Genomic DNA, 25,529 nt, shown 5'->3' with positions numbered 1-25,529 from the left:
GGCGGCGTCAGCCGCCCGCGATCCCGAGCAGCTCGGCGTCCAGCCGTTCGAGGAAATCCTCCGCCACCGCCGCACTCAGGCCGAGGTCGTGGTGGCCGAAGCGGGAAGCGACGCGGACGTCCACGGAAGTGGTCTCGGCATCTTCCCGCAGGCGGATGAGGACATCGAAGGGCAAGCCGAGGACGAGGCTTTCCGTCTCGCCCTGCAGGACGACATCACGATCTCCGGCGGGCACAGCGGCCGGGAGCAAGGGCTCCGGACGGGGCATCGGCACCGGCACGTTGTCGGGGGGCGGAGACGCATCGTCAACCGGCTGCTCGGGCGCCGGCGCCACCGGCTGCGGCTCCATCAGTTCCGTACCTTCGCGATGGAGGATCGCGATCCGTGCGGAGAGCGCGGCAGCCTGGACGCCTTCGTAGACGCGGTCGAGCGCTCCCTCATACCGGCGGCCGGTCAGTCCCGGATAGGCGGCAAACTGCTCCCGTCGGCCGGCCGGCGCGAGGGATTCGGGACGCTGCAGCCACTGCTGATCGTATTGCGGCTTCACCAGGAACGGCGGCACATCCTCGAGATCCGTGCTGACCTCGTAGAGCGGGGGCTTCGTCACGTAGAGGAGTGCGGCAGCACCGACGACGGCAAGCGGCACGGCTGAGTAGAAAAGTGCCTTCGCCGCGGCAATGCCGCCCTCCGCTCCCTTCTGCCACAGGCGTCCGAGCCCGATCAGCGCCAGCGGGACCGCAGCGGCTGCGATCGCGGCCGAGAGCAGGACGAGCGCCAGAAAATCCGGCGTGCGCACGGGACCGAACCTGTGCGCGAGAACCGCGAGGACGAACAGGAGAAGGGCCGCGAAGCCGATCCGGCGGGCAGCATAGGCGGAATGGGAAACGGGCCGGACATAGCGGACGGTCATGGAATCAGCGGTACCCGAGTTTGCGGCGGCACACTTGCCTGTTTAGAACAGGAGGACAGATAAAGGAATCGGCATCTTGTCGATGCCGGAAAGGGAATCCGCCATGCGCCGCCTCTCCAACCTGTTCGCGATCGCCCTCCTGATTCCGCTCGCGGCGTGCCAGACCATGAGCCCCGAGGAGCGGCGCGCCGCCGACGAGCGCGCCTGTGCCGGCTACGGCTTCAGGCCGGGCACCGACGCGATGGCGAAATGCCTGCTCGATCTGGAGCTCGACCGCCGCGCGGACATGCGCAGCTGGCGCGACCGGCAGGCCAGCACGATGTGGGGCCCGATGTATGTCGAGCGCCGCATCATCATCAGGGACGACGATTGAGCAGGTAACCGCTTGAGGCAGCGCAAAGACGACGTGCTTCGTTGAATTCACAAGTGACGGGCAACAGCCCCGGAGCCCTTCGATGAAACTCAGAACTCTCCTCCTTTCTGCGGCAATCAGCTTCCTTTCCGCTTCCGTCGCGCTTTCGGCCACCGTCAGCGTCTTCAAGGATGCAGGCTGCGGCTGTTGCGGCGGCTGGATCGCGCACATGACTGCAAACGGCTTCACCGTCGCCTCGGCTGATATTTCTCCCGAAGAGATGGATGTCGTGAAGGCGAAGGCCGGCATCACGGGGGACACCGCCTCCTGCCATACGGCGCTGGTCGATGGATATGTCGTCGAAGGACACGTGCCGGCATCCGACGTGCAGCGCCTGTTGGCCGAGCGTCCGGACGCCGTCGGCCTAGCGGCGCCGGGGATGCCGGCCGGCTCACCCGGAATGGAAGGTGCTGGGGCAGAGCCCTACGACGTGCTGCTCATCCACAAGGACGGGAGCACGGAAATCTTTGCCAGCCACTGATCCGGAAGGCTTCGCCTCAGGCATCTGCACGACGGCGTAAGATTGCCGCCTGAGCGGCGGCAAGCCGCGCAATCGGTACGCGGAAAGGCGAACAGGACACGTAGTCCAGCCCGGCATTCTCGCAGAAGGTGATCGAGGCCGGGTCCCCGCCATGTTCGCCGCAGATACCGAGCTTGAGGTTCGCGCGGGTCTGGCGGCCACGCTCGGCGGCAAGCTGGATCAGTTCTCCCACGCCGTCGAAATCCAGCGAGATGAACGGATCCTGCTCGATGATGCCCTTGCGCTGGTAGGTGGGGATGAAGGCAGCGGCATCGTCGCGCGACATGCCGAAGGTCGTCTGCGTCAGGTCGTTGGTGCCGAAGGAGAAGAACTCCGCGGTCTCGGCGATGACGTGGGCACGCAGGGCGGCGCGCGGCAGTTCGATCATCGTGCCGGCAAGGTAGCCGATCTCCACGCCCGACTCGCGGGCCACGTCTTCGGCGACCCGATCGATGCAGCCCTTGACGTAGTCGAGTTCCGACCGAAGGCCGACCAGCGGCACCATGATCTCCAGTTCGACCGCCTCGCCCGTCACACGTGCCGCCTGGACGGCCGCTTCGAAGATGGCGCGCGCCTGCATCTCGGCAATTTCCGGGTAGGAGATCGCCAGCCGGCAGCCGCGATGGCCGAGCATCGGATTGAACTCGTGCAGCGCGTCCACGCGGCGGCGCAGGAAGCCCGGCTCCATGTCCATCGCCTTCGCCACCTCGGCAATCTCCTCGTCCGACTTCGGCAGGAACTCGTGCAGCGGCGGGTCGAGCAGGCGGATCGTCACAGGCAGGCCGTGCATGATGGTGAAGAGCTCCGTGAAGTCGGAGCGCTGCATCGGCAGGAGCCTGGCAAGCGCCTGCCGCCGGCCCGCCTCGTCCTCCGCCAGGATCATCTCGCGCATCACCTGGATGCGGTCACCCTCGAAGAACATATGCTCGGTGCGGCAGAGGCCGATCCCTTCGGCGCCGAAGGAGCGGGCGGAGCGCGCGTCCTGCGGGGTATCGGCATTGGTGCGGACCGTCATCCGCCGCGCCTTGTCCGCCCATACCATCAGCCGGCCGAAATCGCCGGAGAGCTCCGGCTGGATCATCGGCACGTTGCCCCTCAGGACCTGGCCCGACGACCCATCCAGCGTGACCGTGTCGCCCCGCTTCAGCACGATGCCGCCGGGACACAGAAGCTGCTCATTGCGGAGATCGACGCGCATGGTGCCCGCGCCGACGATGCAGGGAATGCCCATCCCCCGTGCCACGACCGCCGCATGGCTGGTCATGCCGCCGCGCGTCGTCAGGATCGCTTCGGCGGCATGCATGCCATGGATGTCCTCCGGGCTCGTCTCGATCCGGACCAGGATGACCTTGCGCCCTTCCGCTTCCGCCTCGACCGCATCCTCGGCGGTGAAGACGATCTCTCCGGCGGCAGCACCAGGCGAGGCCGGCAAGCCGGAGCCGAGCACGACACGCTCGACGCGGGGATCGATGGTCGGATGAAGCAACTGGTCGAGCGAGGGCGGCTCGATGCGCGTCACCGCCTCCTCCTCGCCGAGCAGGCCCTCGTCCACCATGTCGACGGCGATCTTCAGGGCGGCACGCGTGGTCCGCTTGCCGGCCCGCGTCTGGAGCATCCACAACTTGCCCCGCTCGACCGTGAACTCGACGTCCTGCATGTCGCGGTAATGGGCCTCGAGCCGATCGCAGATCGCCCGGAACTCACGGAAGGTCTCCGGCATCAGCTTTTCCATGGAGGGCCTGTCGGAACCGGAGGCCAGCCTCCCCTCCTCCGTCAGCGCCTGCGGCGTGCGGATGCCGGCCACGACGTCCTCGCCCTGGGCATTGACCAGGAATTCCCCGTAGAGCGACCGTTCGCCGGTCGAAGGATTGCGCGTGAAGGCGACGCCTGTCGCAGAGGACGAGCCGAGATTGCCGAAAACCATGGCCTGGACGTTGACCGCGGTTCCCCAGTGCTCGGGAATGCGGTGCAGGGCGCGATAGGTGGCGGCGCGCGGGTTCGTCCAGCTGGAAAAGACGGCGGCGATCGCCTTCCAGAGCTGCAGGTGGGGGTCCTGCGGAAACGTTTCCCCCAGCTCTTCCTCGACCACCTGCTTGTAGAGCCCCACGACATGCTGCCACTCGACCGCCGATAGGTCCGTGTCGTAGTCGTGGCCGAGCCGCCCCTTCTCGTCCTCGAGGATCTCCTCGAACACCTCGTGATCCAGCCCCATGACGACGTCGGCATACATCTGGATGAAGCGCCGGTAGCTGTCCCAGGCGAAGCGCGCGTCGCCGGCATCGTGGCCGAGCGCCTGGACGGTCTCGTCGTTCAGGCCGAGATTGAGGACGGTATCCATCATGCCGGGCATGGAGGCCCGCGCACCGGAGCGGATCGAGAGAAGCAGCGGCTTTGCGGAGCCGCCGAAGGTCCGGCCCGTTTCGGCCTCCATGGCGACGATGCCTTCCAGAACCTGGGCCTTCAGGGCGTCGGGCAGTGTGCGGCCGTTCTTGAAATACCAGGCACAGGCGTCGGTCACGATCGTCAGGCCGGGGGGGACCGGCAGCCCGAGGCTTGCCATCTCCGCAAGGTTCGCGCCCTTGCCGCCGAGCCGGTCGACATCGGCAGCGCCGCCTTCCGCCTTTCCACCACCGAAGCGGTAGACCCACTTCTCCATTGCCTGCTCTCCACCCACGCAGCCTGTTTTCAAGGAGGCTTACAGCTTTTGCCGTAGTTTGGAAACGTATGGGGGCAGGATTATGTTGCAATGCAACAAAAGGCGCAGGCGGGGTAATCAGACCGCTTCCCGCAGCAGCTCCGCTGTCTGGAGATCGACCGAAACCAGCTGGGACACGCCCTGCTCCGCCATGGTGACGCCGAACAGCCTGTTCATGCGCGCCATGGTGATCGGATTGTGGGTAATGATGACGAAGCGCGTCTCGGTGGATGCCGCCATCTCGTCCATCAGGTTGCAGTAGCGTTCGACATTGTGGTCGTCGAGCGGCGCGTCGACCTCGTCCAGCACACAGATGGGCGCCGGATTGGTCAGGAAGACGGCGAAGATCAGCGCCATGGCCGTCAGCGCCTGCTCGCCGCCCGACAGGAGCGTCATGGTCTGCGGCTTCTTGCCGGGAGGGCGCGCAAGGATTTCCAGCCCCGCCTCGAGGGGATCGTCCGATTCCACCAGCTGCAGTTCCGCCGTTCCGCCCCCGAAAAGGTGGGTGAACAACCGCTGGAATTCGGCGTTGACCACGTCGAAGGCCGCGATCAGCCGCTCACGCCCCTCCCGGTTGAGGCTCTGTATCGCGCCGCGCAGCTTGCGGATGGCGTCGATGATGTCGTCCCGTTCGCGGATCAGTGCGTCGAGCTTTTCGGAAAGCTCCTTCTGTTCCTCGTCCGCCCGCAGGTTCACGGCGCCGAGACGCTCGCGCTCCATCTTCAGCCGGTCGACCTCCCGCTCGATGTCGCGCATGTCCGGAAGACCGGCACCGGGAGCAATACCGGCCAGCCGCAGCACTTCATGCGGCGCCACTCCGAGCGCCTGCTGGATCGCAACCTCGCTGTCATGGCGGCGCTCGGCGGCGGAGACGAGCCGTTCCTCGGCACGGCCCCGCTTTTCGCGGGCCTCTGCAAGCTCGGACAATGCGGTGGCGGCCAGGCGATCGGCGTCCCGCTGCCGGCCCTCGGCCTCCACGAGACGATCGGCGGCGACGCGGCGCGCCTCCTCGGCCTTCTGCAGTTCGGAAAGAAGCGCTCGGCGCCGGTCCTCGAACTCTTCCGGCGCCGCCTCCAGATCCGCAAGTTCTTCGCGGGCCTCCTCCTCACGTTCCCGCAACGTCGCCACATGATCCTCGGCACTTGCCGCCCGGGCCTGCCAGGCGGAACGCTCCTGCGCGATGGCCGAAAGCCTGCGGCGACGCGCCTCCGCCTCGCGGCTCAATCCCTCGTAGCGGGCGCGAGCCTCGGCAAGGAGGCCGCGATCCGTCGCCACCGCCGCCTGCTGGTCGCGCAGTCGCTCATCCAGCGATGAAAGATCGGGCGCATCCTCCAGTTCGACCCGTGCATTCTCTTCCTGAAGCAGCGCTTCGTCGATCTGGGTCCTGACCTGGTTCAAGGCTTCCATGACGACGTCCCGGCGACGCAGCAGATCGCCGGAGGCCCGCTCGGCCACGGCCAGCGCATCGCGCGCCTCCGTGAGCCGCCGCGCGGCCATACGGTTGCGCTCGCGCAGATCCGCCAGCCGCGCCTCGCTTTCGGCTATGCCGGCGGCAGCATCCGCAAGGGCTTCTTCCGCATCGGCCAGGACGGTCCCCGCCTCCTCCAGTTCGCCCTCCAGTTCGGCAAGACGGTTCTTCTGAGAAAGCCGGAGAGCCGCCGCGCCGGGCGCCTCCGATCCGGTTACATGACCATCCCAGCGGTAGACCGCCCCTTCCCGCGTCACGAGCCGCTGGCCAGGTTTGAGCTGCGGCATCAGCCGGGGAGCGTCCTCCTGCGCGACGATACCGATCTGGGCGAGGCGCCGCGTCAGCTCCGGCGGCGCAGCGGCGCGCGAAAGCAGCGGCTCGCATCCCGCCGGCAAGGCAGGATCGCCCGCAGCGTCGCCGTTCACTGTCCAGTATGCGGGTGCGCCGGGGTCGGTAGAACTTTCCAGATCGTCGCCCAGGGCTGCACCAAGGGCCGCCTCATAGCCGCGATCGACCCGGATGGCCTCGGCCACGGGGGAAAAATCACCGGAGGCTTCGGAGGCCGCCAGCATTCTCGAAATGGTGCGCGCCTCGGTCTCCAGCGCATTCAGCCGCGAACGGGCCGCCTCCACGGGTTTTCGGGCCAGGCCCTCGGCCGCGCGGGCGGCGCCGAGGGCAACCTCCGCCTCCTCCGCCGCCGCGCCGGCCTCCTCCAGGGCGAACTCGGCGGCCTCGACCGCTTCGCGCCGCTCAGCCGGATCGTCCAACCCCGACAGCTTGTCTGCGATCGCCTGCAGTTCCGCCTCGGCATCGTTCGACTGGCGGTCAAGCCGCTGGCGGCGCTCGCCGATCTCCCGGATGAGACGTTCCAACTGGCCGCGGGACGCTGCCGCCTCCGCCCTTTCAGCGGTGACGGCGGCGAACAGCTTCTCGCTCTCTGCCAGCGCGGCCGCGGCCGCCTCGAAGGCCTCCTTCAGTTCATCCGCCTCCGCGCCGGAATCGGCCAGCAGATCGTTGATCTCCCGCTCCTCCTCGTCGAGCTTGGCGAGAAACGAGGCATTGTCCAGGACCAGCCGCTCTTCCCGCCGGATGTCTTCGGCAAGCTGTACGAGCCGGCGGGTGAGTTCGTCGCGGCGCTTCATCAGCCGGCCCGCTTCGTCGTCCAGTTGAGTGCGTGCAATCTGGATGCGCTGGAGGGCGGCGCCGGCCTTGGCCTCCTCCTCCCGCAGTTCCGGCAGCTTCAGGCCCGCGACCGCCTGGACCTTCGCAGCCTCCATCTGGCCTTGTGCCTTCTCGGCAACCACCATCGTCGCCTGGTTGAGCGCAGTGGTGGCCTCCGTCTCGGCCTCCTTCGCCTGCGCCCAGCGGATATGCAGCAGCATGGCCTCGCGGGCGCGGATGTCCGCCGACAGCATCTTGAAGCGGTTCGCCTGGCGCGCCTGGCGCTTCAGGCTCTCGATCTGGCTTTCCAGCTGCGCCGTCACGTCCTCCAGTCGTTCCAGATTGCCTTCGGCGGCACGCAAACGCAGTTCCGCCTCATGACGCCGGGAGTGCAGACCGGATATGCCGGCCGCCTCTTCCAGAAGCTGGCGGCGCGCCTGGGGCTTGGCGTTGATGAGTTCGCCGACCCGGCCCTGCCCGACCATGGAGGGCGAGCGCGCGCCCGTGGAGGCATCCGCAAACAGGAGCTGGACGTCCTTGGCGCGGGCTTCCTTGCCGTTGATCCGGTAAACGGAGCCGTTCTCCCGCTCGATGCGGCGCGACACCTGGATCTCGTCGGAATCGTTGAAGGCAGCCGGCGCCGTGCGATCCGAATTGTCCAGGAAAAGCATCACCTCCGCGGTATTGCGGGCCGGCCGGTTTCCGGAGCCGGAGAAGATGACGTCGTCCATGCCGGACGCGCGCATGTTCTTGTAGGAATTCTCGCCCATCACCCAGCGGAGCGCCTCGACAAGGTTCGACTTGCCGCAGCCATTGGGACCGACGACACCCGTCAGTCCGCGCTCGATGATGAATTCCGTCGGCTCGACGAAGGACTTGAAGCCGACGAGGCGCAGCTTGTTGAACTTCATGCCGCGCACCGGAAAAAGGCGGCGGTCGCACGGGTGCGGCCGCCGCTCAGGTCATGAACGGGCTCAGAGAAGGCTGTCGATAAGAGCCGACATGCTTTCAACAGACATGGCCCCCGCATAACGCTTGCCGTTGATGAGGAATGTGGGCGTCGAGGAGACGCCGAATTCGTCGGCACCGCGCTTCATCGTGGCGTTCACATCATCGAGAAGTTTCTGGTTCGTCAAGCAGGCCTGGAAAGTCTCCTGTGAGAAACCGGCAAGTTTCGACATCTGCAGCAGCGCGGCGCGGCCGTCTTCTGCTGCAGCCCAGGTTTCCTGTTGCTTCATCAGCATGGATACCATCGGGAAATACTGTGCAGGCGTGCTTGCCTCTTCAGGCTTGGCGGGGTTGCAGCGCGCCAGCATGAAGGCGGCAGCCGCGCGCGGATCGAACGGGAATTCGCGAATGATGAAGCGCACCTTGCCGCTATCGACATACTTGGTCTTGATCGCGTCGAAGGTATTGTTGTGGAAGGTCGCGCAGTGGGGGCAGGTCATCGACATGTATTCGACGATCGTCACCGGCGCATTTTCCTCGCCGATCGCCATTTCCGGCAGCGGGCCGGGCTTCAGCACTTCTGCCATGTCGACGTCACCCTGGGCTTCCGGCAATTCCTGGGCGAAGGCATCGGTTGCGGAAAGCGGCAGCGCCAGGACCAGAGCCGTGGCAGCGACGCCTCCGAGGAGTGCGCGTCTGGTAAGGGTGATTTCCATCGTCTTCATCGAACACCTGCCTTAGGTTCAAAATCGGTGGCCATTCCGTATCTTGCCGCCCGGGACGTAACAAGGGACGCCAGCGTGAAATTCTTCAAAGCTTTGTGACAGCGGAAAGCTGAACGGAGGCTGTATGGCTATCGCTTCTTCTGAAGGACGGCGGTCCCGAGACGGGTGACCGCCTTCTTCAGCGCCTCGTCTTCGATCCCCTCCATCATGTCTTCCAGCCGTCTCGCCGCCTCCCCCTTCAGCGGCTGCGGCGGACACCTGTGCCTGACGGCCTGGGAGACCGGCTTCTGGACGATGCGGATCTGGCGCACGGCCGGAAACCCGAAGAAGGCATTGATGCGGGCAATCAGTTCCCCCTGCGCATGGGTGAGGAAGAGGGCTCGTGCGCCTTCGCAGGCAATGGTCAGCACGCCCGCCTGGTAGCCGCCCGCCTCGTCGGAGGCATCCCGGCGCGGCCATGCGATCTTTTCCGGCCTGCTGCAGTCGGCAAATTGCTCACCGGCGATCTCATCCCACGAGCCCAGCAGGGCGGTGGAGATGCCGGCCCGGCGCGCCAGCACGGGATCGATGATGCCATTCGCGACTTCCGCGATCTGCATCTCCCGCCTGCGGCCGGACATCTTTCCTTCGGAGGCCAATCAACAATCCTTCGGCAAGCCGGCGAACGGCGGAGGTCCCCATGACGATACCGCCGTCTCTCGTTGACGGGGCAATCGTCGAGACGATAGGAGAGCCTTAGACCAGAACCACAGGCATTTCCAGCGCGTGAACGATCCCCAGGCCATCATCCGGCAGTTGCTCGCATGGTATGACAAGCACCATCGCGACCTGCCATGGCGGACTTCGCCTGCCGCTGCGGCACGGAGCAGGCGACCGGACCCCTACCATGTCTGGCTGTCGGAGGTGATGCTGCAACAGACGACCGTGCAGGCGGTGAAGCCCTATTTCGCCAAGTTTCTGGCACTGTGGCCGACGGTGAAGGATCTTGCCGCCGCACCGACGGAAGACGTCATGGCGGCATGGGCGGGGCTCGGCTACTATGCCCGAGCCCGCAACCTGAAGAAATCCGCGGAAGCGGTGGCGGAGGAGCACGACGGCGTCTTCCCCGACACCGAAGACGGGCTGCGCAAGCTGCCCGGCATCGGCGACTACACGGCAGCAGCCGTTGCGGCGATCGCCTTCGACCGTCAGGCGCCGGTCATGGACGGCAATGTGGAGCGCGTTGTCTCCCGCCTCTACGCCATCGATGCTCCCCTGCCCGCATCGAAGCCCGCGATGAAGGTTCGGGTACGGGAGCTGACGCCGGAGAAGCGTCCGGGCGACTTCGCCCAGGCGATGATGGACCTCGGAGCAACGATCTGCACCCCGAGGAGACCCGCTTGCGCCATCTGTCCCATCCGTGAGCACTGCCTGGCCTTTGCCGAGCACGATCCGGAGCGATTTCCAGTGAAGGCGGCGAAGAAGGACAAGCCGATCCGCGCCGGCGCCGCCTTCGTCGCGGTCAATCCGGAAGGAGAGATCCTTTTGCGGCGGCGCGCGGAAAGCGGGCTGCTCGGCGGAATGACAGAAGTTCCGACGACCGGCTGGACCGCCCGAGAGAATGGCGGCGAGACGGCCGATCATGCGCCCTTCCCGGCGTTATGGGAGCCGTGCGGGACGGTCACCCACGTCTTCACGCACTTCGAGCTTCGGCTTTCGGTTTTCCGCACGAAGGCCGACCGACGCGGGGGGCTGGATGAATGGTGGGAGCCTGTCGCCAATCTCGGCGCGCAGGCGCTGCCGACCGTCATGAAAAAGGTAATCAGCCAGGCTATTCCCCTGGCCTTCGAGAAACACCCGACCTAGCAAGGAAATACCATGGCAGGCCCGATCGACCATATCGTCTTCGACATCGGCAAGGTGCTGATCCACTACGACCCGAACCTTCCCTATCACCGGCTCATTCCCGACGATGCGGAGCGGGCGTGGTTCTTCGAGAATGTCTGCACCCACGACTGGAACCTCGAGCAGGACCGGGGGCGTCCGTGGGAGGATGCCGAAGCGCTGCTGATCGAGCAGTTTCCGGAGAAGGAGGAACAGATCCGGCATTTCCGCCGATACTGGCACGAAATGGTTCCCTACGCCTACGAGGACAGTGTGGCGATCATGGAAGGGCTGATCGAAGCCGGGCGGGACGTCACCATGCTGACGAACTTCGCGGCCGATACCTTCCGGCATGCACGGGAACTCTACCCGTTTCTCAACAAGCCGCGTGGCGTGACCGTTTCGGGCGAGATCAAGCTCATCAAGCCGGACCTCGCCATCTACGAGAAACACGCGCGGGACTTCGGGCTGAAGCCGGAGGCCACCCTCTTCATAGACGATTCACCGGCCAATGTGGAAGGCGCACGCGCCGCCGGTTGGCGGGCCGTGCACTTTACCGGGGCCGACAAGCTGAAAAGCGATCTCGCCGCGCTCGGCATTGCAACCTGAACGCAAACGACGCCCGGAGGTCAGCCTCCTCCGGGCGTCGTTTATCCCCGGCCGGGACTAGAGGTACAAAACCGGCAGGGGAAGCCTGGGCCTGGCGCGACGGTGGATCGTCAGTCGATGCTCGCCAGACCGTTACGGACCACTGCCCGCAGTTCGTCGATGGGCTTCAGAGCCTTCCCATCCTCATAGTGCCAGAAGGTCCAGCCGTTGCAGGCGTCGAGACCCTGGACCTTCGCCCCCAGCCGGTGGATGGAGCCTGCCTCGCCACCGGCGGCAAGCGTTCCGTCGGCGCGGATGATGGCGCTCCAGCGGCGCTTGGCGTCCGTCAGGACCTGGCCCGGCTTAACGAGACCGCTTTCGACCAGTGTGTTGAAGGCCACGCGGGGCTCCGCCTTCTTTCCGGTCATCACCGTCAGTTCAGCCTTGCCGAGCGGCTCGACAGCGGCGATGCGGGCAGAGGCCGCTTCGATATAGTCCTGCTCCCGTTCGATGCCGACGAAATTGCGGCCGAGGCGCTTGGCGACGGCGCCCGTGGTGCCGGTGCCGAAGAACGGGTCGAGGATCACGTCGCCCGGTCTGGTAGAGGCCATGATGACGCGGGCAAGCAGCGCTTCCGGCTTCTGGGTCGGGTGGACCTTCTTGCCGTCTTCGCCCTTCAGGCGCTCGCCGCCGGAGCAGATCGGGAAGAGCCAGTCGGAGCGCATCTGAACGTCGTCGTTCGAAGCCTTCAGGGCATCGTAGTTGAAGGTGTAGGACTTCGCCTTGGCATCACGGCTCGCCCAGATCATCGTCTCGTGGGCGTTCTGGAAGCGGCGCCCCTTGAAGTTCGGCATCGGGTTCGTCTTGCGCCAGACGATGTCGTTGAGGAGCCAGAAGTTCAGGTCCTGCAGCATGGCGCCGACGCGGAAGATGTTGTGGTAGGAGCCGATCACCCAGATCGTGCCGTTCGGCTTCAGCACGCGGCGGCAGGCGAGCAGCCAGGCACGGGTGAAGGCGTCATAGGCCTGGAAGGAGGCAAACTGGTCCCATTCGTCGTCGACAGCATCGACCAGCGACTGGTCCGGACGGTGAAGCGTGCCGCCGAGTTGCAGGTTGTAGGGGGGATCGGCGAAGATCGCGTCGACCGAATGATCGGGCAGCGCCTCGAGTGCGGCGACGCAGTCGCCCTTGATGATGGTATTGAGCCAGGTGCCCGGCCGACCCTGCTGACGCAGATCGGCAAGCGGAAGGACTGCTGCCATGGGATACTCGCTGTTACGCTTACTCGGTACTTTTACACACCGTTATGGTTACCCATGTTGGTTACCAAAGCCTGAAGGGCCACAGTATTTTCGGGAAAAAGTTCGGGCTCTGGCAACGCAACGGCGTCTGCGGTAATTTCAACTCCATGAAGAGAAGCGAGGCGATCGAGAAACTGAGGGCACAGGCCGACGCCATACGGGCGCGCGGCGCGACCTCACTTTACCTGTTCGGATCGGTTGCACGGGACGAGGCGGGCGAAACGAGCGACCTCGACTTGTTCATCGATTATGATCCTGCAAGCCGCTTCAACGCCTTCGATCTTGTAGGCATCAAGCTTTTTCTCGAAGACGAACTCCAGCACCCCGTGGACATCACAACGCGCGACAGCCTCCATCCCATGTTGAAAGACAGGATCGAGACCAGCGCCCTCCAGGTGTTTTAATGGCAAGGGAAGTCCGTCATTTCATCGCAGATATCCTGGAAGCCATCGCCATCGTAGATGAGGCAGTCGAAGGCAAGTCACTGGAGGAATACCAGAAAGACAGTATCCTTCGGTTCGCGGTGGAGCGGGCCATCGAGATCGTTTCCGAGGCAAGCCGCAGAGTTCCGGATGATCTGCTGGCAGTGCGCCCGGAAATCGATTGGAAGAAGGTCCGCGGCATCGGGAATGTTCTGAGACATGAGTATCACGGCTTGTCGGACAAGATCATCTGGGGCGTCGTGACCGACGAGCTTCCAAAGCTACGGATGGCCATGGGAGCCATCAGCGAGGTGCTCGCGAAACGTTGATCACTCCGCGTGCACCTGCCTGCTGTCCTGCGGCGCCTCCGCGCGCTCGAACATGCCGTAGTCGCGAAGCACATGGCCGATCCTGAGGCGGTAGTCGGCGAAGATGCCGTTCCTTCCCGCCCGCTGCGCGGCGCGATGCGCTTCCAGGTTCCGCCATTGCCGGACCGCCTCCTCGTCGCGCCAGAAGGACAGCGAAAGCAGCTTGCCGCGCAGGGTCAGGCTCTCGAACCGCTCGATGGAGATGAAGCCATCGATATTCTCCAGCTCCGAACGCAGATCGCCCGCAAGGTCCAGGTATCTGTGGCGCTCCCCCATGTAGGGCACGACCTCGAAGATGACGGCGATCATGGCTTCACCAGCGGAGCGTGCGGCAGGGAGACGTTCTTCAGGAAGATGCGGTCCTCGCGGAGAATGAAGCGCTCGCGGCTCGCGAACTCGTAGTTTTCCCGGCCCAGCGGATCCTGCGCCAGGCGTTGGCGGTAGCCTTCGTAGGCGGCCAGGCTCTCTATGTTGTAGACGCCGTAGGCGGTGGTGGCGGACCCCTCGTGGGGACCGAAATAGCCGATGAGGTCGGCTCCGCAGCGGGGAATGGCCTCGCCCCAGTTGCGGGCGTATTCGGCAAAGGCGTCTCTCCGGAACGGGTCGATCTTGTAGCGGATAAAGCAGGTGATCATGGATATCTCCTCATTTGACCGAGGCAGGATAGCGCCTTGCCTTCCACAGATGCTTCGGCTAGCGTCGAAGTATGAAAGAAGGCCCGGACATTGCCCGCATCGGCACGCTCATCGGCGATCCTGCCCGCGCCAACATGCTGACCGCGCTGATGGGCGGGCAGGCGCTGACGGCGACGGAACTGGCGCAGGCCGCAGGCGTGACGCTGCAGACGGCGAGTTCGCACCTGTCCAAGCTTGAGGATGGCGGCCTAGTATCCCAGCGCAAGCAGGGGCGGCACCGCTATTTCGCGCTGACTGATGCCGCGACCGGAACGCTGCTCGAAGCCATCATGGGCTTTGCCGCCAGCCGCGGCCATCTGCGCCACCGGCCGGGTCCCAAGGATCCGGCATTGCGGAAGGCACGCGTGTGCTACGATCATCTCGCCGGCGATTACGGCGTGCGCATGCTCGATAGTCTGATGCGGCGCGGGACCATCGTCAGCACGGGCGACGACCTGAGGGTAACCGAAGAGGGACGCTCCAACCTGCTCGCGATCGGCATCGACCTTGACCGCTTGTCCTCGTCGCGGCGGCCGCTCTGCAAGTCCTGCCTCGACTGGAGCGAACGCCGCTCGCATCTGGCAGGCACTCTGGGGAAGGCACTTCTCTCGCGCTTCCTCGACCAGGGCTGGGGGAAGCGCAGCGTCGACAGCCGGGCGATACATTTCACGAGCAGGGGCGAAAGCCAATTTCTCGCCCTCTTTCCGTTGGAATAGACAATCCCCACATTGTGGCAGGCGCCGCCGTGCGGTAGAGCGCCCTCGTCCTCCCCAGCCAAAGAGTTTTCCATCATGAGCGGCTTCGACCTCATCATCTTCGATTGCGACGGCGTGCTCGTCGATTCCGAAATCATCGCGGCACAGGTGGAGTCCAGGCTCCTGACCGAGGCCGGTTATCCGATCAGCGTCGAGGAGATGGGCGAGCGCTTCGCCGGCATGACATGGCGTAACATTCTTCTGCAGGTCGAGAAGGAGGTCGATATCCCCCTCTCCGCCTCGCTGATCGACAAATCGGAAAAGCTTCTGGATGCGCGGCTGGCGCGGGACCTGAAGATCATCGAAGGCGTCAAGTTCGCGCTGTCCCGGCTGACGACGCAGCGCTGCATCTGCTCGAACTCCAGCACACACCGGCTGGACATGATGCTGGAGAAGGTCGGACTGAAGCCCTATTTCGCGCCGCACATCTTCTCGGCGAAGGATCTCGGAGCCGACCGGGTGAAACCGAAGCCCGACATCTTCCTCCATGCCGCAAAGCAGTTCGACGTATCGCCTTCAAACGTGCTGGTGATCGAGGATTCCGTCCACGGCATCCATGGCGCCCGGGCTGCAGGCATGCGCGTCGTCGGCTTCACCGGCGCGTCGCATACCTATCCGAGCCACGCGGACCGGCTGACCGACGCCGGCGCGGAAACGGTGATCTCGCGGATGACGGACCTGCCGGCGGTGACGGCGGCGCTCAGCGAATGGGCTGGCGCCGTCTGAAGGCTATCGCTTGGAGCCGACGTCGAAGCCGAGGCGCACGCGCGTGAAGCGGGACGCACCGCCGGGCGCATTCGGGATCTGCACATCCGCCTTGTTGAAGACGAACTGCGTCCCCGCCGTCGGAAGCTCCACCGGGAAACTGACGGTCTGCGAATAGATGACGTTTTCGCCATCGACCACCTCCACCAGGACGGGGAGATTGACCTGGCCTGCGGTTACGGCCGGTCCGGCCACGATGCGTCCCTGAGCCACGACATTGATGGTGATCGTCGTGTCGTTGGCGGTGCAGGCACGCGTCGCGTCGGCGAGCGAGGCCTGGTACATCAGCTTCTCCGGATTGTCCTGGCCGCCCCGTACATAGGCCCGGTGGATGGCCGTCTCCTCGCGCATCACCACCGGCGGGCAGAAGGCCTGGACGACTGGTGTCACTTCCGGCTGTGCCGTCGCGGCGGGGGCAGTTCCGGCCAGGCCGGATGTCGGAGAGGACGAATTGCAGCCGGCAAGCACGGCCAGAAGAGATACCGACAAAAGACTGCGCGCTATTGTACCAACCACCGTACCCGATCCTCTCAACACCGTTCCGCCCCGCTCCTGAAGCCCCGAAAGATACCGCCCATGCGACCTTTCGCAGCCCATTTTCCTGGTCTATATCAGCGGCGCGAACAAAAATCGATTGGGGATTGAAGGTCGTGGAATACATTTCTACCCGCGGGGAAGCACCTGCTCTCGGCTTCCGCGATGCGCTTCTCGCAGGTCTTGCGCGCGACGGCGGCCTGTACGTGCCGCGCGAATGGCCGGCGCTGACGAAGCGGGACATCCGCGCGCTGCGCGGCAAACGCTATCAGGACGTGGCCTTCGAGATCCTGCGGCGCTTCACGGGCGACGAAATTGCGGAGAACGATCTGCGCGCGATGATCGAGGATGCCTACGCGACCTTCCGGCACCCGGCCGTCGCACCTCTCGTGCAGACGGGTCCCAACGATTTCGTGCTCGAGCTCTTTCATGGCTCGACCCTCGCCTTCAAGGACGTGGCGATGCAGTTGCTCGCCCGCCTGATGGACCACGTGCTGGCGGAGCGGGGCGAGCGCGCCACGATCGTCGGCGCGACATCCGGTGATACGGGCGGCGCGGCGATCGACGCCTTCGCCGGGCGCGACCGCACGGATATCTTCATCCTCTTCCCCAAGGGAAAGGTGTCGCCGGTCCAGCAGCGCCAGATGACCACCTCAACGGCCGCCAACGTGCATGCAGTGGCCGTCGAAGGAAACTTCGACGACTGCCAGAACCTCGTGAAGGAAATGTTCAACGACGCCGGCTTCCGCGACCGCGTGCGGCTCTCCGGCGTCAACTCCATCAACTGGGCGCGCATCATGGCGCAAGTGGTCTATTATTTCACCGCCGCGCTTTCGCTCGGCGGGCCCGACCGGAAAATCTCCTTCACCGTGCCGACGGGCAATTTCGGCGACATCTTCGCGGGCTACGTCGCCAAGCGCATGGGCCTGCCCATCGAGCGGCTGGTCATCGCCACGAACGACAACGACATCCTGGCCCGCACGCTGAAGACCGGCCGCTACGAGACGCGCGAGGTGAAGGCGACCACCTCGCCGTCGATGGACATCCAGATCTCCTCCAACTTCGAACGGCTGCTCTTCGAGGCGCACGGGCGCGAGGCCTCCTGCGTCCGCACGGCGATGGCCGGCCTCAAGCAGTCCGGCGCGTTCGAGATAGGGCCGGAGGCGCTAAGGACGATCCGCCGGGAGTTCCGCGCCGCCCGCGCGACGGAGAAACAGGTGGCAGCCACCATTCGCGAGACTTTGGCCGAGACCGGCTACCTGCTCGATCCCCATACCGCAACGGGCGTTTTCGTCGCTAAAAAGCATGCAAAGACAACGAGCCCGATGGTGACTCTGGCGACGGCGCACCCGGCCAAGTTTCCGGCTTCGGTAAAATCCGCTTGCGGAATTGACCCGGCGCTTCCATCATGGCTCGCCGATCTCATGAACAGGGAGGAGCGCTTCGACATCCTGCCTGCGGAGATCAAGGCCGTCGAAAAATTCATCGGCGACCAGGCCCGAGCAGGCAAATGAATGGCGGCGGCGCCGGAAAGACAAGCGATGAATGTACAGGTGACCCGGCTCGCATCCGGGTTGACGGTGGTAACCGAGGCCATGCCCCATCTGGAGAGCGTCGCCCTCGGCGTCTGGATCAAGTCCGGTTCCCGTAACGAGACGGAAGACGAGCACGGGATCGCCCATCTTCTCGAGCACATGGCGTTCAAGGGCACGTCCCGGCGAAGCGCCCGCGACATCGCCGAGGAAATCGAGAATGTCGGCGGCGAGCTGAACGCTGCCACCTCCACCGAAACGACCTCCTACTATGCACGCGTGCTCAAGGACCATGTGCCACTGGCCGTAGACCTGCTGGCCGACATCCTGACGGAGTCGCTGTTCGACGAGGATGAGCTGCGGCGGGAGAAGCACGTCATCCTGCAGGAGATCGGCGCCGCCAACGATACCCCGGACGACGTCGTCTTCGACAAGTTCTCCGAGATCGCCTATCTCGGCCAGACCATCGGGCGTCCCATCCTCGGCACGCCGGAGACGGTGACGGGCTTCACCCCCTCCCAGATCCGCAATTACCTGTCGCGCAACTACACGACGGACCGGATGTATGTGGTTGCCGCAGGCGCGGTCGATCACGACCAGTTCTGCAAGCAGGTCGAGCAACGGTTCGAAAGCCTTCCCCATACGCCGAGCGCGCCGCCGGTCCTGGAGGCTGCCCGCTACATCGGCGGGGAAATGCGCGAAGTGCGCGACCTCATGGACGCACAGCTTCTCATCGGCTTCGAGGGCAAGGCCTACCACATGCGGGACTTCTACTGCTCGCAGATCCTGGCCAACATCCTCGGCGGCGGCATGTCGTCGCGGCTCTTCCAGGAGGTGCGCGAGCATCGCGGCCTCTGTTACTCCGTCTATGCGTTTCATTGGGGCTTCTCCGACACCGGCATCTTCGGCATCCATGCCGCCACCGGCGGCGACGACATTCCGAAGCTGCTCCCCGTCGTCATCGAGGAGCTCCGGAAGGCGTCGGAGACCATTCACGACCAGGAAATCGACCGGGCACGGGCGCAGATCCGCGCGCAACTGCTGATGGGCCAGGAGAGCCCCGCCGCCCGCGCGGGCCAGATCGCCCGGCAGATGATCCTCTATGGCCGCCCGATCCCGAACCACGAGATGATGGAGCGGCTCGAAGGCATCACCACGCAGCGCCTGACCGACCTCTCCGGGCGGTTGTTCTTCGATACGACACCGACGCTCTCTGCCGTCGGCCCGATCGAGAAGCTGGCCTCGATGGAGGATATCGCCGGCTCCCTGGCGCCTGCATCGAAGGGAACGAGGCGCGCCGCCGGTTGACGAAAGGCCGTGCACGCGGCCTTCGCCGCGATCGCCCGGCACCATCATATCGACCGCCTCCTTCATGGACGGTCTCAGCACGGACCGCGCGCAGCAGCCGCTCGACGACATCTGGAGTGGGACATGACGGGATCGATCCTTCGGTTTTTGTCACGGCAACCGCAAGGCCCCCTCATCTACAGCGACCGGCATCTGCTCCGCCTCCCCCAGCGCTCCGACTACAACCAATGGCGCGCGCTGCGCGCCGAAAGCCGCGCCTTCCTGCAGCCGTGGGAGCCGACCTGGCGCGACGAGGAGCTGTCGGAGTCCTCCTTCAGGGCGCGGGTCAAGCGCGGGAACGAGGAATACCGTGCCGGCTATGCCGTCCCTCTGCTGCTATTCAGCCGGCCCGACCTGACGCTGCTCGGAGGGTTGACGATCGGCTATATCCGGCAGGGTGCGGCGCAGAGCTGCATGATCGGCTACTGGATGGGCGAGCGGCATTCCGGCCAGGGGCACATGCTGGCCGCCCTCAATATCGCCATCCCCTATATCTATGGCCAACTTCAGTTGCACCGAATTGAAGCAGCCTGTATTCCGGAAAACTGGAAGAGTGTCCGGCTACTGGAGAAGGCCGGCTTCGAGCGAGAAGGCCTGTTGCGAAAGTATCTCAAGATCAACGGGGAATGGCGCGATCACGTCATGTATTCCCGGCTTCCGGACGATGGCGAATTCGGGAAGATGACGCGGCCATGAACGTCCGCATCCCCGTCATGACGTTCCTGCAGACGATGCTGATGCTGCTCTTTGGCCTGCTCGCGGCATCGATGCTGCAGGTTCCGTATGCCCGCGCCGCCGAGCCGGTGAAGATCTCTCGCGACGATACCGCGCTCGATCTCACCGAGATGACGGACATCTACACCAACCAGGGCGAGGCCTTCCAGGTGTCCACTGCCGCCGGGGCCGACGGTATCCGCCGGCGGATCGAGGTCCGATCGAGCTCCCCGTCCCACCAGGGAGACTGGGCCGTCTTCGCGCTCGCGAACGTTTCCGAAGAGCAACTGGAGCGGGTCATCGTCGCTCCGCATTTCCGCATGGTGGGCTCCAAGCTCATCTGGCCCGACCTGGGCGCCCAGCGGATCATCGCCATCACGCCGAGCGAGGGCTTCGCGCTCGACCGGGAGCCGAGCCCGGATGCCGACGTCTTCCGCATCACCCTCAATCCAGGCTCGGTGATCACCTTCGTCGCGGAGCTTTCGACGCCGACCCTGCCGCAGCTCTATCTCTGGGAACCGGCCGCCTACAAGGATACCGTCAACGCCTTCACGCTCTACCGCGGCATCGTGCTCGGCATTGCCGGCCTGCTCGCGGTCTTCCTCACCATTCTCTTCGTCGTCAAGGGAACGTCGATGCTGCCGGCGGCCGCGGCACTGGCCTGGGCGGTGCTCGCATATATCTGCGTCGACTTCGGTTTCCTCGACAAGCTGATCAGCATCACCGCCAGCGACCAGAGGGTATGGCGGGCCTGCGCGGAGGTTGCGCTGGCCTCGAGCCTGGTGATCTTCCTCTTCACCTATCTCAACCTCAATCGCTGGCACGTCCATCTCGGCTATGCCACGTTTGCGTGGATTTTCTGCCTCGTACTCCTGTTCGGCGTGGCGATCTACGATCCCTCGATCGCATCCGGAATTGCCCGCCTTTCCTTCGCGCTGACGGCGACGGCCGGCATCCTGCTGATCATCTATCTGGGCCTCAACCGCTTCGACCGGGCGATCCTGCTCGTGCCGACCTGGGCGCTGATCCTCGTCTGGCTGTTCGGCGGCTGGCTGACGGTCACCGGGCAACTGGACAACGACATCATCCAGCCGGCACTCGGGGGCGGGCTCGTGCTGATCGTCCTGCTGATCGGCTTCACGGTCATGCAGCACGCCTTTGCGGGCGGCGCCTATCAGCAGGGACTGTTCTCTGACCTGGAGCGGCAGTCGCTGGCGCTCACCGGCTCCGGCGACACCGTCTGGGACTGGGACGTCTCCCGGGACCGGGTGGTGACGATCCCGGACATCTCGCTCCGGTTCGGCCTTCCCGCCGGCGCCATGCACGGCCCCATCCGCGGCTGGCTGCCACGGCTTCACCCGGACGACCGGGACCGCTTCAAGGCCACGCTCGACGTGCTGCTCGAGCATCGACGGGGCCGCCTCAGCCATGAATTCCGCGTGCGGGCGGAGGACGGGCATTTCCACTGGATGCAGATCCGGGCCCGGCCGGTGCTCGGCTCCGACGGCGAGATCATCCGCTGCGTCGGGACCATCATCGACGTGACCGAGCAGAAGAATTCGGTCGAGCGGCTCCTCCAGGATGCCATGCACGACAACCTGACCGGCCTGCCGAACCGCCAGGTCTTCCTCGACCGCCTGCAGGCCGTGCTGACGCTCGCTACGACGAGCGAACACGTCCGGCCGACCGTCATGTCCATCGATATCGACCGCTACAAGCAGGTCAACGATGCGCTCGGCATCGCTGCGGGGGACAATATCCTGATCGCGCTGACGCGCCGGCTGCGACGCCTGCTGCGCCCGCAGGACACGCTGGCACGGCTCTCCGGCGATCAGTTCGGGCTGATCCTGGTTTCCGAACAGGATCCGGTGAAGATCGCCGATTTCGCCGACGCCGTCTCCAAGGCGATCATGGTGCCCATCAACTTCGCCAACCGCGAGATCATCCTGACGGCATCCATCGGCCTCGCCTCCTGGGTGGACCAGCAGGAAAGCGGCATCGAACTCCTCAGCAATGCGGAGCTTGCGATGTACCGCGCCAAGCGGGGCGGCGGAAACCGCGTCGAGCCGTTCCGGCCGATCTTCCGCTCTTCCGGCACCGACCGTCTGCAGATCGAAACGGACCTGCGCCGCGCCATCGAGCGCAAGGAACTGTCGCTCGCCTACCAGCCGATCATTCGCCTCAGCGATGGCGAGATCGCGGGTTTCGAAGCGCTCATGCGATGGGATCATCCACGCAAGGGAAGCATCCCCCCGTCGGATTTCATCCCGATCGCCGAGGCCTCCGATCTCATCAGCCCGCTCGGGATGTTCGCGATGGAGCGCGCTTCGTCCGATCTCATCGACTGGCAGCGCCAGACCGGCGAGCTGCCGATCTTCGTGTCCGTCAATCTCTCCAGCGCGCAGGTCCTCAACAACAATCTCTACAGCGAGGTACGGGCCCTGCTCGCCAAGAGCGAATGCGACCCGCGGCAGCTCAAGCTGGAGCTGACCGAGTCCGTGATGATGGAGAACCCGGAGCAGGCGCGACTGGTGCTGACCAAGCTCAAGGAGATCGGCGTCGGTCTTGCCCTGGACGACTTCGGCACCGGCTATTCCTCGCTCGCCTACCTGACGCAGTTCCCCTTCGACACGATCAAGCTGGACAAGGCGCTGGTGCGGGACGTGCGCGAGCGGCGGGCCGTGCTTCTGCGCTCGGTGATCGCCATGGCACGGGCACTGGAAATGTCGGTCGTCGCCGAGGGGATCGAGACGGACGAAGATGCAGCCGAACTGGCGAAGATGGGCTGCCACTTCGGCCAGAGCTTCCTGTTCGGGCCACCGACCAGCGGCGAGGCGACCCTGCGCCTTCTCAAGGAACGGTTCCCGTTGACCAAGCGGGCCTGAGGCACGCGCCGCATACGAAAAACCCGCCCCGGGGGAACCGAGGCGGGGTTGATCGATAGGATGCGGGACAGGATCAGGCGCGATCGACGATGTTCTTCACACCTTCCTTGAATTCACCCTTCGCCTGCTGGCCATGACCCTTTGCCTCGCGCGCTGCGCCGCGCGCTTCCATCTCACGGTCGTTCATGGCGTCTCCGGCGGCCTGCTGGGCCTTGCCGGCCATCTCGTTGGCCTTGCCCGCCATCTTGTCGCTCGTGCTACCCATCTGTGAACTCCTTTCACCATGGCAAGATTGCCATCTGTCCAGAGAACGCGGCAGAGGCCGCTTCGTTCCTCAATGTCGCGGAACGTCAGGCGTGACCTGCATCGGGCGACAGCGCCTCGGGCGTGATGCCCATCAACGCGAGAGCGCGATCATACTTGCTGTCGAGCGCCGTATCGAAGATCAGGTCGTCGACGGCCGGACAGTTCAGCCAACCGTTGTTGGCGAGTTCGAGCTCCAGCTGCCCTGGCCCCCAGCCGGCATAGCCAAGCAACATCGTCGCCCGCTGCGGGCCCCGCCCCTCGCTGATGGCGCGCACGATATCGAGGGTAGCCGTCAGCGAGATATCGTCATTCATGGGAATGCTGGAGTCGCTGACATAATCCTCGGTGTGGAGGACGAAGCCGCGCCCGGTCTCCACCGGCCCGCCCATGAGAACCGGCACGCGGCGGGCAGTTTCGGGAAGGGTGGCGATCTCGTCCTTCTCCATCAGTTCGAGATGCAGCAGGAGATCGACGAAGGATATGGGCTGCGCCCTGTTGATGATGAAGCCCATCGCACCCGCCGGTGAGTGGGCGCAGACGTAGATAACCGACCGGACGAAGTTGCCGTCCTGCAGCCCCGGCATGGCGATCAGGAACTGGCCGTCGAGGAAGCCCCTCTCGCCCGTATCCCGGAGACTAGTCACGACCATTCAGACCTCCTTCGCCCGTCCGCTGGCCGGTCAGGCGGCAACGGACTGCTCTTCGTACCAAGATGGGGCACTGCTCCACTGCAATCAACCGAAAATGATCGCCGCCCGGATCTTGCCGCTGGCCTGCCCCATCCGCTTGAGGTAGAGCTTTGCACCCATGAAAACAGTTGCAGCCGGACACAGTTTCGCGAGCGCTCCGTTCAGGTGGCTGCCGCTCGCTCTGGTTCTTGCTTTCGCCGGAGCGACGGCAGGCCGGGCAGAGACGACGCCCTGGGCTTCCAACGAGGGCGGGCGGATGCGCCTGATCGCCCTGCCCCCGGCCAGCGATGGAACGGTGCGTGGCGCCCTTCAGATCGAACCGAAGCCGGGCTGGATCACCTATTGGCGGGAACCGGGGGATGCCGGCATTCCGCCGCAGCTGATCTTGCCGGAAGAAGCCGGGGTAAGCCTCAAGAAGCTGGCCTATCCGGTGCCGAAACGGATCACCAGCGGCGAGCTGCGGGATATCGGCTACGACCATCCCGTCACCCTTCCCTTCGAACTGAAGGTGGAGGACGCCGGCAAGTCGGTCGAGGTCGGCGTCTCGGCCTTCGTCGGCCTTTGCCGCAACATCTGCATCCCCTTCCAGGCCAACTTCGCCCTCGATCTCGGCGATGCGCAGCATTCAATGGAAGAGGCGATGCTTCTGGCCTCGGCGGGGACGCAGCTGCCGGAGGCCCCCTCCAGCGAGTTCGCGGTAACCGACCACACGCTGACGGCTGACAACATGCTTCAGCTCGAGCTCCGCCTGCCGGCGGACACCGCCGAGGCCCCGCAGGTCATCGTGACGGGTCCGGAGGGACATGCCTTCCTCGACAGCAAAGACGTGAAGAAGAACGGCCGGCATTACTCGATGGAGATCCCGATCGGGAAACTGCCGCCGGACTACGAGGTAAGCGGCAAGACCTGGGGCGTCCTCGTGATCGCCGGGGATCGCGCCATGGAGACCTCGCTTGCGTTCGAGTGATCGCCATCTATAGTGCCCGCATGGCGCCGGAGCGCCGGGTAATCAGGAGATGTTCATGACGATCGCGATCGGCGACAGGCTGCCAAGCGCCACCTTCAAGGAGAAGACCGCCGACGGTCCCGTCGAGGTCACGACCGACGATATCTTCAAGGGCAAACGGGTCGTCCTTTTCGCCGTGCCGGGCGCCTTCACGCCCACCTGTTCGCTCAATCACCTTCCCGGCTATCTTGAAAACCGCGATACCATTCTTGCCCGCGGCGTGGACGATATCGCAGTCGTCGCCGTCAATGACTGGCATGTGATGGGCGCCTGGGCCCAATCGTCCGGCGCCGCAGGCAAGATCCACTTCCTGGCGGACTGGAATGCGTCGTTCACGAAGGCGCTCGGCCTCGACGTCGACCTTTCGGCCGGCGGCCTCGGCATCCGTTCCAAACGGTATTCGATGCTCGTCGAAGACGGCGTGGTGAAGTCCCTCAACATCGAGGAAAGCCCCGGCCAGGCGACGGTCTCGGGCGCTGCGGCGATGATCGAACAGTTGTAAGGCCGAGGCGGGGCTGTGTATCGAAGGGGGCCGAAAGGCTGCCTTGTCATATGTCCATGTCGAAGACCATCAGACCCGCAAGCCCGCCATCGGTCGAGGCGACGATCCGGTCTCCGACCGCCACGTGATCCGGATGCACAAGATAGGCATCGCGCGCCTCGGCGTTCTCGAATGACACGATAAAGCCGTCCCTGAAGCCGCCGTTCAGTCCCTCCGGCGAAACATTGGGGCCGGATTTCACCTCGAGGATTCCCGGAACGACATTGCGCAAGGCGGCGATCGAATCGTAGATCGCCTGCTTCTCCGATGCCTGCATCGCAGACTTGAACCGCAAGAAAACGCAATGAAGGATCATCGTTACCTCCCGAATCCGTGAGCGAGCAGGATAGGTATGGAAGCGGTCACGGCAACATGAAAACGCCCCGTTCCGCGCAGTATC

The 25,529-nt window shown here is 64.9% G+C and carries 26 protein-coding genes; 14 read left to right on the top strand and 12 right to left on the bottom strand.

The features are described 5' to 3' along the window. Nucleotides 1-7: 7 nt before the first annotated feature. A complete protein-coding gene (locus RTCK_RS03095; protein ID WP_142591519.1) occupies nucleotides 8-910 on the bottom strand; it encodes a DUF1499 domain-containing protein in 903 nt (300 codons plus the stop codon). A gap of 82 nt (nucleotides 911-992) precedes the next feature. On the opposite strand from RTCK_RS03095, the gene RTCK_RS03090 reads away from it, so the two are divergent. Together RTCK_RS03090 and RTCK_RS03085 are read left to right on the top strand one after the other, a co-directional pair. Then, entirely contained in the window at nucleotides 993-1,283 is a 291-nt protein-coding gene (locus tag RTCK_RS03090) for a hypothetical protein (RefSeq protein WP_408004500.1), read from the top strand. Nucleotides 1,284-1,365: 82 nt separating this feature from the next. After that, nucleotides 1,366-1,803, top strand: coding sequence for a DUF411 domain-containing protein (locus RTCK_RS03085; RefSeq protein WP_142521484.1), 438 nt, complete (start codon nucleotides 1,366-1,368; stop codon nucleotides 1,801-1,803). 16 nt (nucleotides 1,804-1,819) lie between these two features. Here RTCK_RS03085 and ppdK read toward each other — a convergent pair whose 3' ends face one another. The 4 genes from ppdK to RTCK_RS03065 form a co-directional block, all read right to left on the bottom strand. Then, nucleotides 1,820-4,498: a pyruvate, phosphate dikinase gene (ppdK, locus tag RTCK_RS03080; RefSeq protein ID WP_142521485.1), complete on the bottom strand. Its 2,679-nt coding sequence runs from the start codon at nucleotides 4,496-4,498 to the stop codon at nucleotides 1,820-1,822. Nucleotides 4,499-4,615: 117 nt separating this feature from the next. Then, nucleotides 4,616-8,077 (bottom strand): chromosome segregation SMC family protein, encoded by a 3,462-nt coding sequence (locus tag RTCK_RS03075; RefSeq protein WP_142591517.1) that lies wholly within the window; start codon nucleotides 8,075-8,077, stop codon nucleotides 4,616-4,618. A 63-nt stretch (nucleotides 8,078-8,140) separates the two neighbouring features. After that, nucleotides 8,141-8,839: a DsbA family protein gene (locus RTCK_RS03070; protein ID WP_142591515.1), complete on the bottom strand. Its 699-nt coding sequence runs from the start codon at nucleotides 8,837-8,839 to the stop codon at nucleotides 8,141-8,143. Between the two features lie 128 nt (nucleotides 8,840-8,967). Then, complete coding sequence (locus RTCK_RS03065) at nucleotides 8,968-9,459, bottom strand: DUF721 domain-containing protein (protein ID WP_142591572.1); 492 nt, start codon at nucleotides 9,457-9,459, stop codon at nucleotides 8,968-8,970. Nucleotides 9,460-9,604: 145 nt separating this feature from the next. Here RTCK_RS03065 and mutY point away from each other — a divergent pair, with 145 nt between their 5' ends. Together mutY and RTCK_RS03055 are read left to right on the top strand one after the other, a co-directional pair. Beyond that, nucleotides 9,605-10,684, top strand: a complete 1,080-nt coding sequence (gene mutY, locus RTCK_RS03060) for an A/G-specific adenine glycosylase (RefSeq protein ID WP_142591513.1) — start codon at nucleotides 9,605-9,607, stop codon at nucleotides 10,682-10,684. Nucleotides 10,685-10,696: 12 nt separating this feature from the next. Then, nucleotides 10,697-11,311: an HAD family hydrolase gene (locus RTCK_RS03055; RefSeq protein ID WP_142591511.1), complete on the top strand. Its 615-nt coding sequence runs from the start codon at nucleotides 10,697-10,699 to the stop codon at nucleotides 11,309-11,311. Between the two features lie 110 nt (nucleotides 11,312-11,421). Here the strand turns inward: RTCK_RS03055 and RTCK_RS03050 are convergent, their stop codons facing one another. Next, a complete protein-coding gene (locus tag RTCK_RS03050) occupies nucleotides 11,422-12,552 on the bottom strand; it encodes a site-specific DNA-methyltransferase (protein WP_142591509.1) in 1,131 nt (376 codons plus the stop codon). 146 nt (nucleotides 12,553-12,698) lie between these two features. On the opposite strand from RTCK_RS03050, the gene RTCK_RS03045 reads away from it, so the two are divergent. Beyond that, a complete protein-coding gene (locus RTCK_RS03045) occupies nucleotides 12,699-12,995 on the top strand; it encodes a nucleotidyltransferase family protein (RefSeq protein ID WP_142591507.1) in 297 nt (98 codons plus the stop codon). Further along, nucleotides 12,995-13,342 (top strand): HepT-like ribonuclease domain-containing protein, encoded by a 348-nt coding sequence (locus tag RTCK_RS03040; RefSeq protein WP_142591505.1) that lies wholly within the window; start codon nucleotides 12,995-12,997, stop codon nucleotides 13,340-13,342. The genes RTCK_RS03045 and RTCK_RS03040 overlap by 1 nt, the downstream gene beginning before the upstream one ends. Here RTCK_RS03040 and RTCK_RS03035 read toward each other — a convergent pair whose 3' ends face one another. Both RTCK_RS03035 and RTCK_RS03030 read right to left on the bottom strand, forming a co-directional pair. After that, nucleotides 13,343-13,690, bottom strand: a complete 348-nt coding sequence (locus tag RTCK_RS03035; RefSeq protein WP_142591503.1) for an antibiotic biosynthesis monooxygenase family protein — start codon at nucleotides 13,688-13,690, stop codon at nucleotides 13,343-13,345. Continuing rightward, on the bottom strand, nucleotides 13,687-14,016 hold the full coding sequence (locus RTCK_RS03030) for an NIPSNAP family protein (RefSeq protein ID WP_142591502.1): 330 nt from the start codon (nucleotides 14,014-14,016) through the stop codon (nucleotides 13,687-13,689). The genes RTCK_RS03035 and RTCK_RS03030 overlap by 4 nt, the downstream gene beginning before the upstream one ends. Nucleotides 14,017-14,087: 71 nt before the next feature. Here RTCK_RS03030 and RTCK_RS03025 point away from each other — a divergent pair, with 71 nt between their 5' ends. Beyond that, a complete protein-coding gene (locus tag RTCK_RS03025) occupies nucleotides 14,088-14,771 on the top strand; it encodes an ArsR/SmtB family transcription factor (protein WP_142591499.1) in 684 nt (227 codons plus the stop codon). Between the two features lie 75 nt (nucleotides 14,772-14,846). Next, a complete protein-coding gene (locus tag RTCK_RS03020) occupies nucleotides 14,847-15,536 on the top strand; it encodes an HAD family hydrolase (RefSeq protein ID WP_142591497.1) in 690 nt (229 codons plus the stop codon). Nucleotides 15,537-15,539: 3 nt separating this feature from the next. On the opposite strand, the gene RTCK_RS03015 is transcribed toward RTCK_RS03020, so the two are convergent. Further along, nucleotides 15,540-16,091: a PilZ domain-containing protein gene (locus RTCK_RS03015; protein ID WP_142591495.1), complete on the bottom strand. Its 552-nt coding sequence runs from the start codon at nucleotides 16,089-16,091 to the stop codon at nucleotides 15,540-15,542. 125 nt (nucleotides 16,092-16,216) lie between these two features. On the opposite strand from RTCK_RS03015, the gene thrC reads away from it, so the two are divergent. The 4 genes from thrC (at nucleotide 16,217) to RTCK_RS02995 (ending at nucleotide 22,587) form a co-directional block, all read left to right on the top strand. Next, nucleotides 16,217-17,623, top strand: a complete 1,407-nt coding sequence (gene thrC, locus RTCK_RS03010; RefSeq protein WP_185927888.1) for a threonine synthase — start codon at nucleotides 16,217-16,219, stop codon at nucleotides 17,621-17,623. Nucleotides 17,624-17,650: 27 nt separating this feature from the next. Continuing rightward, on the top strand, nucleotides 17,651-18,949 hold the full coding sequence (locus tag RTCK_RS03005; RefSeq protein ID WP_142591493.1) for a M16 family metallopeptidase: 1,299 nt from the start codon (nucleotides 17,651-17,653) through the stop codon (nucleotides 18,947-18,949). Nucleotides 18,950-19,072: 123 nt separating this feature from the next. Further along, complete coding sequence (locus RTCK_RS03000) at nucleotides 19,073-19,684, top strand: GNAT family N-acetyltransferase (protein WP_142591491.1); 612 nt, start codon at nucleotides 19,073-19,075, stop codon at nucleotides 19,682-19,684. A 35-nt stretch (nucleotides 19,685-19,719) separates the two neighbouring features. Next, nucleotides 19,720-22,587, top strand: coding sequence for an EAL domain-containing protein (locus RTCK_RS02995; RefSeq protein WP_235988517.1), 2,868 nt, complete (start codon nucleotides 19,720-19,722; stop codon nucleotides 22,585-22,587). 73 nt (nucleotides 22,588-22,660) lie between these two features. On the opposite strand, the gene RTCK_RS02990 is transcribed toward RTCK_RS02995, so the two are convergent. Together RTCK_RS02990 and RTCK_RS02985 are read right to left on the bottom strand one after the other, a co-directional pair. Next, a complete protein-coding gene (locus RTCK_RS02990) occupies nucleotides 22,661-22,852 on the bottom strand; it encodes a CsbD family protein (protein WP_142591486.1) in 192 nt (63 codons plus the stop codon). An 85-nt stretch (nucleotides 22,853-22,937) separates the two neighbouring features. After that, on the bottom strand, nucleotides 22,938-23,543 hold the full coding sequence (locus RTCK_RS02985; RefSeq protein WP_142521503.1) for a YqgE/AlgH family protein: 606 nt from the start codon (nucleotides 23,541-23,543) through the stop codon (nucleotides 22,938-22,940). 157 nt (nucleotides 23,544-23,700) lie between these two features. On the opposite strand from RTCK_RS02985, the gene RTCK_RS02980 reads away from it, so the two are divergent. Then, nucleotides 23,701-24,549: a protein-disulfide reductase DsbD domain-containing protein gene (locus tag RTCK_RS02980; RefSeq protein WP_142591484.1), complete on the top strand. Its 849-nt coding sequence runs from the start codon at nucleotides 23,701-23,703 to the stop codon at nucleotides 24,547-24,549. A 55-nt stretch (nucleotides 24,550-24,604) separates the two neighbouring features. Beyond that, nucleotides 24,605-25,090 carry a peroxiredoxin gene (locus tag RTCK_RS02975; RefSeq protein WP_142591482.1) on the top strand — a complete coding sequence of 162 codons (486 nt, stop codon included), beginning with the start codon at nucleotides 24,605-24,607 and terminating at the stop codon, nucleotides 25,088-25,090. Nucleotides 25,091-25,136: 46 nt separating this feature from the next. On the opposite strand, the gene RTCK_RS02970 is transcribed toward RTCK_RS02975, so the two are convergent. Continuing rightward, nucleotides 25,137-25,445, bottom strand: a complete 309-nt coding sequence (locus tag RTCK_RS02970) for a Dabb family protein (protein ID WP_142591481.1) — start codon at nucleotides 25,443-25,445, stop codon at nucleotides 25,137-25,139. Between the last annotated feature and the right edge of the window lie 84 nt (nucleotides 25,446-25,529).

Origin of the sequence: Pseudorhizobium endolithicum (assembly GCF_902153245.2) — a bacterium.
Taxonomy (GTDB): Bacteria; Pseudomonadota; Alphaproteobacteria; order Rhizobiales; family Rhizobiaceae; genus Neorhizobium; species Neorhizobium endolithicum.
Note: the sequence above shows the minus strand (reverse complement) of the source record. Positions and strands in the feature narration are given on the sequence as shown.

What these genes read in the sequence shown, in the direction of transcription:
- RTCK_RS03095 (WP_142591519.1), bottom strand. Translation starts at nt 910, where the DNA reads ATGACCGTCCGCTATGTCCGGCCCGTTTCCCATTCCGCCTATGCTGCC.
- RTCK_RS03090 (WP_408004500.1), top strand. Translation starts at nt 993, where the DNA reads ATGCCGGAAAGGGAATCCGCCATGCGCCGCCTCTCCAACCTGTTCGCG.
- RTCK_RS03085 (WP_142521484.1), top strand. Translation starts at nt 1,366, where the DNA reads ATGAAACTCAGAACTCTCCTCCTTTCTGCGGCAATCAGCTTCCTTTCC.
- ppdK (WP_142521485.1), bottom strand. Translation starts at nt 4,498, where the DNA reads ATGGAGAAGTGGGTCTACCGCTTCGGTGGTGGAAAGGCGGAAGGCGGC.
- RTCK_RS03075 (WP_142591517.1), bottom strand. Translation starts at nt 8,077, where the DNA reads ATGAAGTTCAACAAGCTGCGCCTCGTCGGCTTCAAGTCCTTCGTCGAG.
- RTCK_RS03070 (WP_142591515.1), bottom strand. Translation starts at nt 8,839, where the DNA reads ATGAAGACGATGGAAATCACCCTTACCAGACGCGCACTCCTCGGAGGC.
- RTCK_RS03065 (WP_142591572.1), bottom strand. Translation starts at nt 9,459, where the DNA reads ATGTCCGGCCGCAGGCGGGAGATGCAGATCGCGGAAGTCGCGAATGGC.
- RTCK_RS03055 (WP_142591511.1), top strand. Translation starts at nt 10,697, where the DNA reads ATGGCAGGCCCGATCGACCATATCGTCTTCGACATCGGCAAGGTGCTG.
- RTCK_RS03050 (WP_142591509.1), bottom strand. Translation starts at nt 12,552, where the DNA reads ATGGCAGCAGTCCTTCCGCTTGCCGATCTGCGTCAGCAGGGTCGGCCG.
- RTCK_RS03045 (WP_142591507.1), top strand. Translation starts at nt 12,699, where the DNA reads ATGAAGAGAAGCGAGGCGATCGAGAAACTGAGGGCACAGGCCGACGCC.
- RTCK_RS03040 (WP_142591505.1), top strand. Translation starts at nt 12,995, where the DNA reads ATGGCAAGGGAAGTCCGTCATTTCATCGCAGATATCCTGGAAGCCATC.
- RTCK_RS03035 (WP_142591503.1), bottom strand. Translation starts at nt 13,690, where the DNA reads ATGATCGCCGTCATCTTCGAGGTCGTGCCCTACATGGGGGAGCGCCAC.
- RTCK_RS03030 (WP_142591502.1), bottom strand. Translation starts at nt 14,016, where the DNA reads ATGATCACCTGCTTTATCCGCTACAAGATCGACCCGTTCCGGAGAGAC.
- RTCK_RS03025 (WP_142591499.1), top strand. Translation starts at nt 14,088, where the DNA reads ATGAAAGAAGGCCCGGACATTGCCCGCATCGGCACGCTCATCGGCGAT.
- RTCK_RS03020 (WP_142591497.1), top strand. Translation starts at nt 14,847, where the DNA reads ATGAGCGGCTTCGACCTCATCATCTTCGATTGCGACGGCGTGCTCGTC.
- RTCK_RS03005 (WP_142591493.1), top strand. Translation starts at nt 17,651, where the DNA reads ATGAATGTACAGGTGACCCGGCTCGCATCCGGGTTGACGGTGGTAACC.
- RTCK_RS03000 (WP_142591491.1), top strand. Translation starts at nt 19,073, where the DNA reads ATGACGGGATCGATCCTTCGGTTTTTGTCACGGCAACCGCAAGGCCCC.
- RTCK_RS02995 (WP_235988517.1), top strand. Translation starts at nt 19,720, where the DNA reads ATGCTGATGCTGCTCTTTGGCCTGCTCGCGGCATCGATGCTGCAGGTT.
- RTCK_RS02990 (WP_142591486.1), bottom strand. Translation starts at nt 22,852, where the DNA reads ATGGGTAGCACGAGCGACAAGATGGCGGGCAAGGCCAACGAGATGGCC.
- RTCK_RS02985 (WP_142521503.1), bottom strand. Translation starts at nt 23,543, where the DNA reads ATGGTCGTGACTAGTCTCCGGGATACGGGCGAGAGGGGCTTCCTCGAC.
- RTCK_RS02980 (WP_142591484.1), top strand. Translation starts at nt 23,701, where the DNA reads ATGAAAACAGTTGCAGCCGGACACAGTTTCGCGAGCGCTCCGTTCAGG.
- RTCK_RS02975 (WP_142591482.1), top strand. Translation starts at nt 24,605, where the DNA reads ATGACGATCGCGATCGGCGACAGGCTGCCAAGCGCCACCTTCAAGGAG.
- RTCK_RS02970 (WP_142591481.1), bottom strand. Translation starts at nt 25,445, where the DNA reads ATGATCCTTCATTGCGTTTTCTTGCGGTTCAAGTCTGCGATGCAGGCA.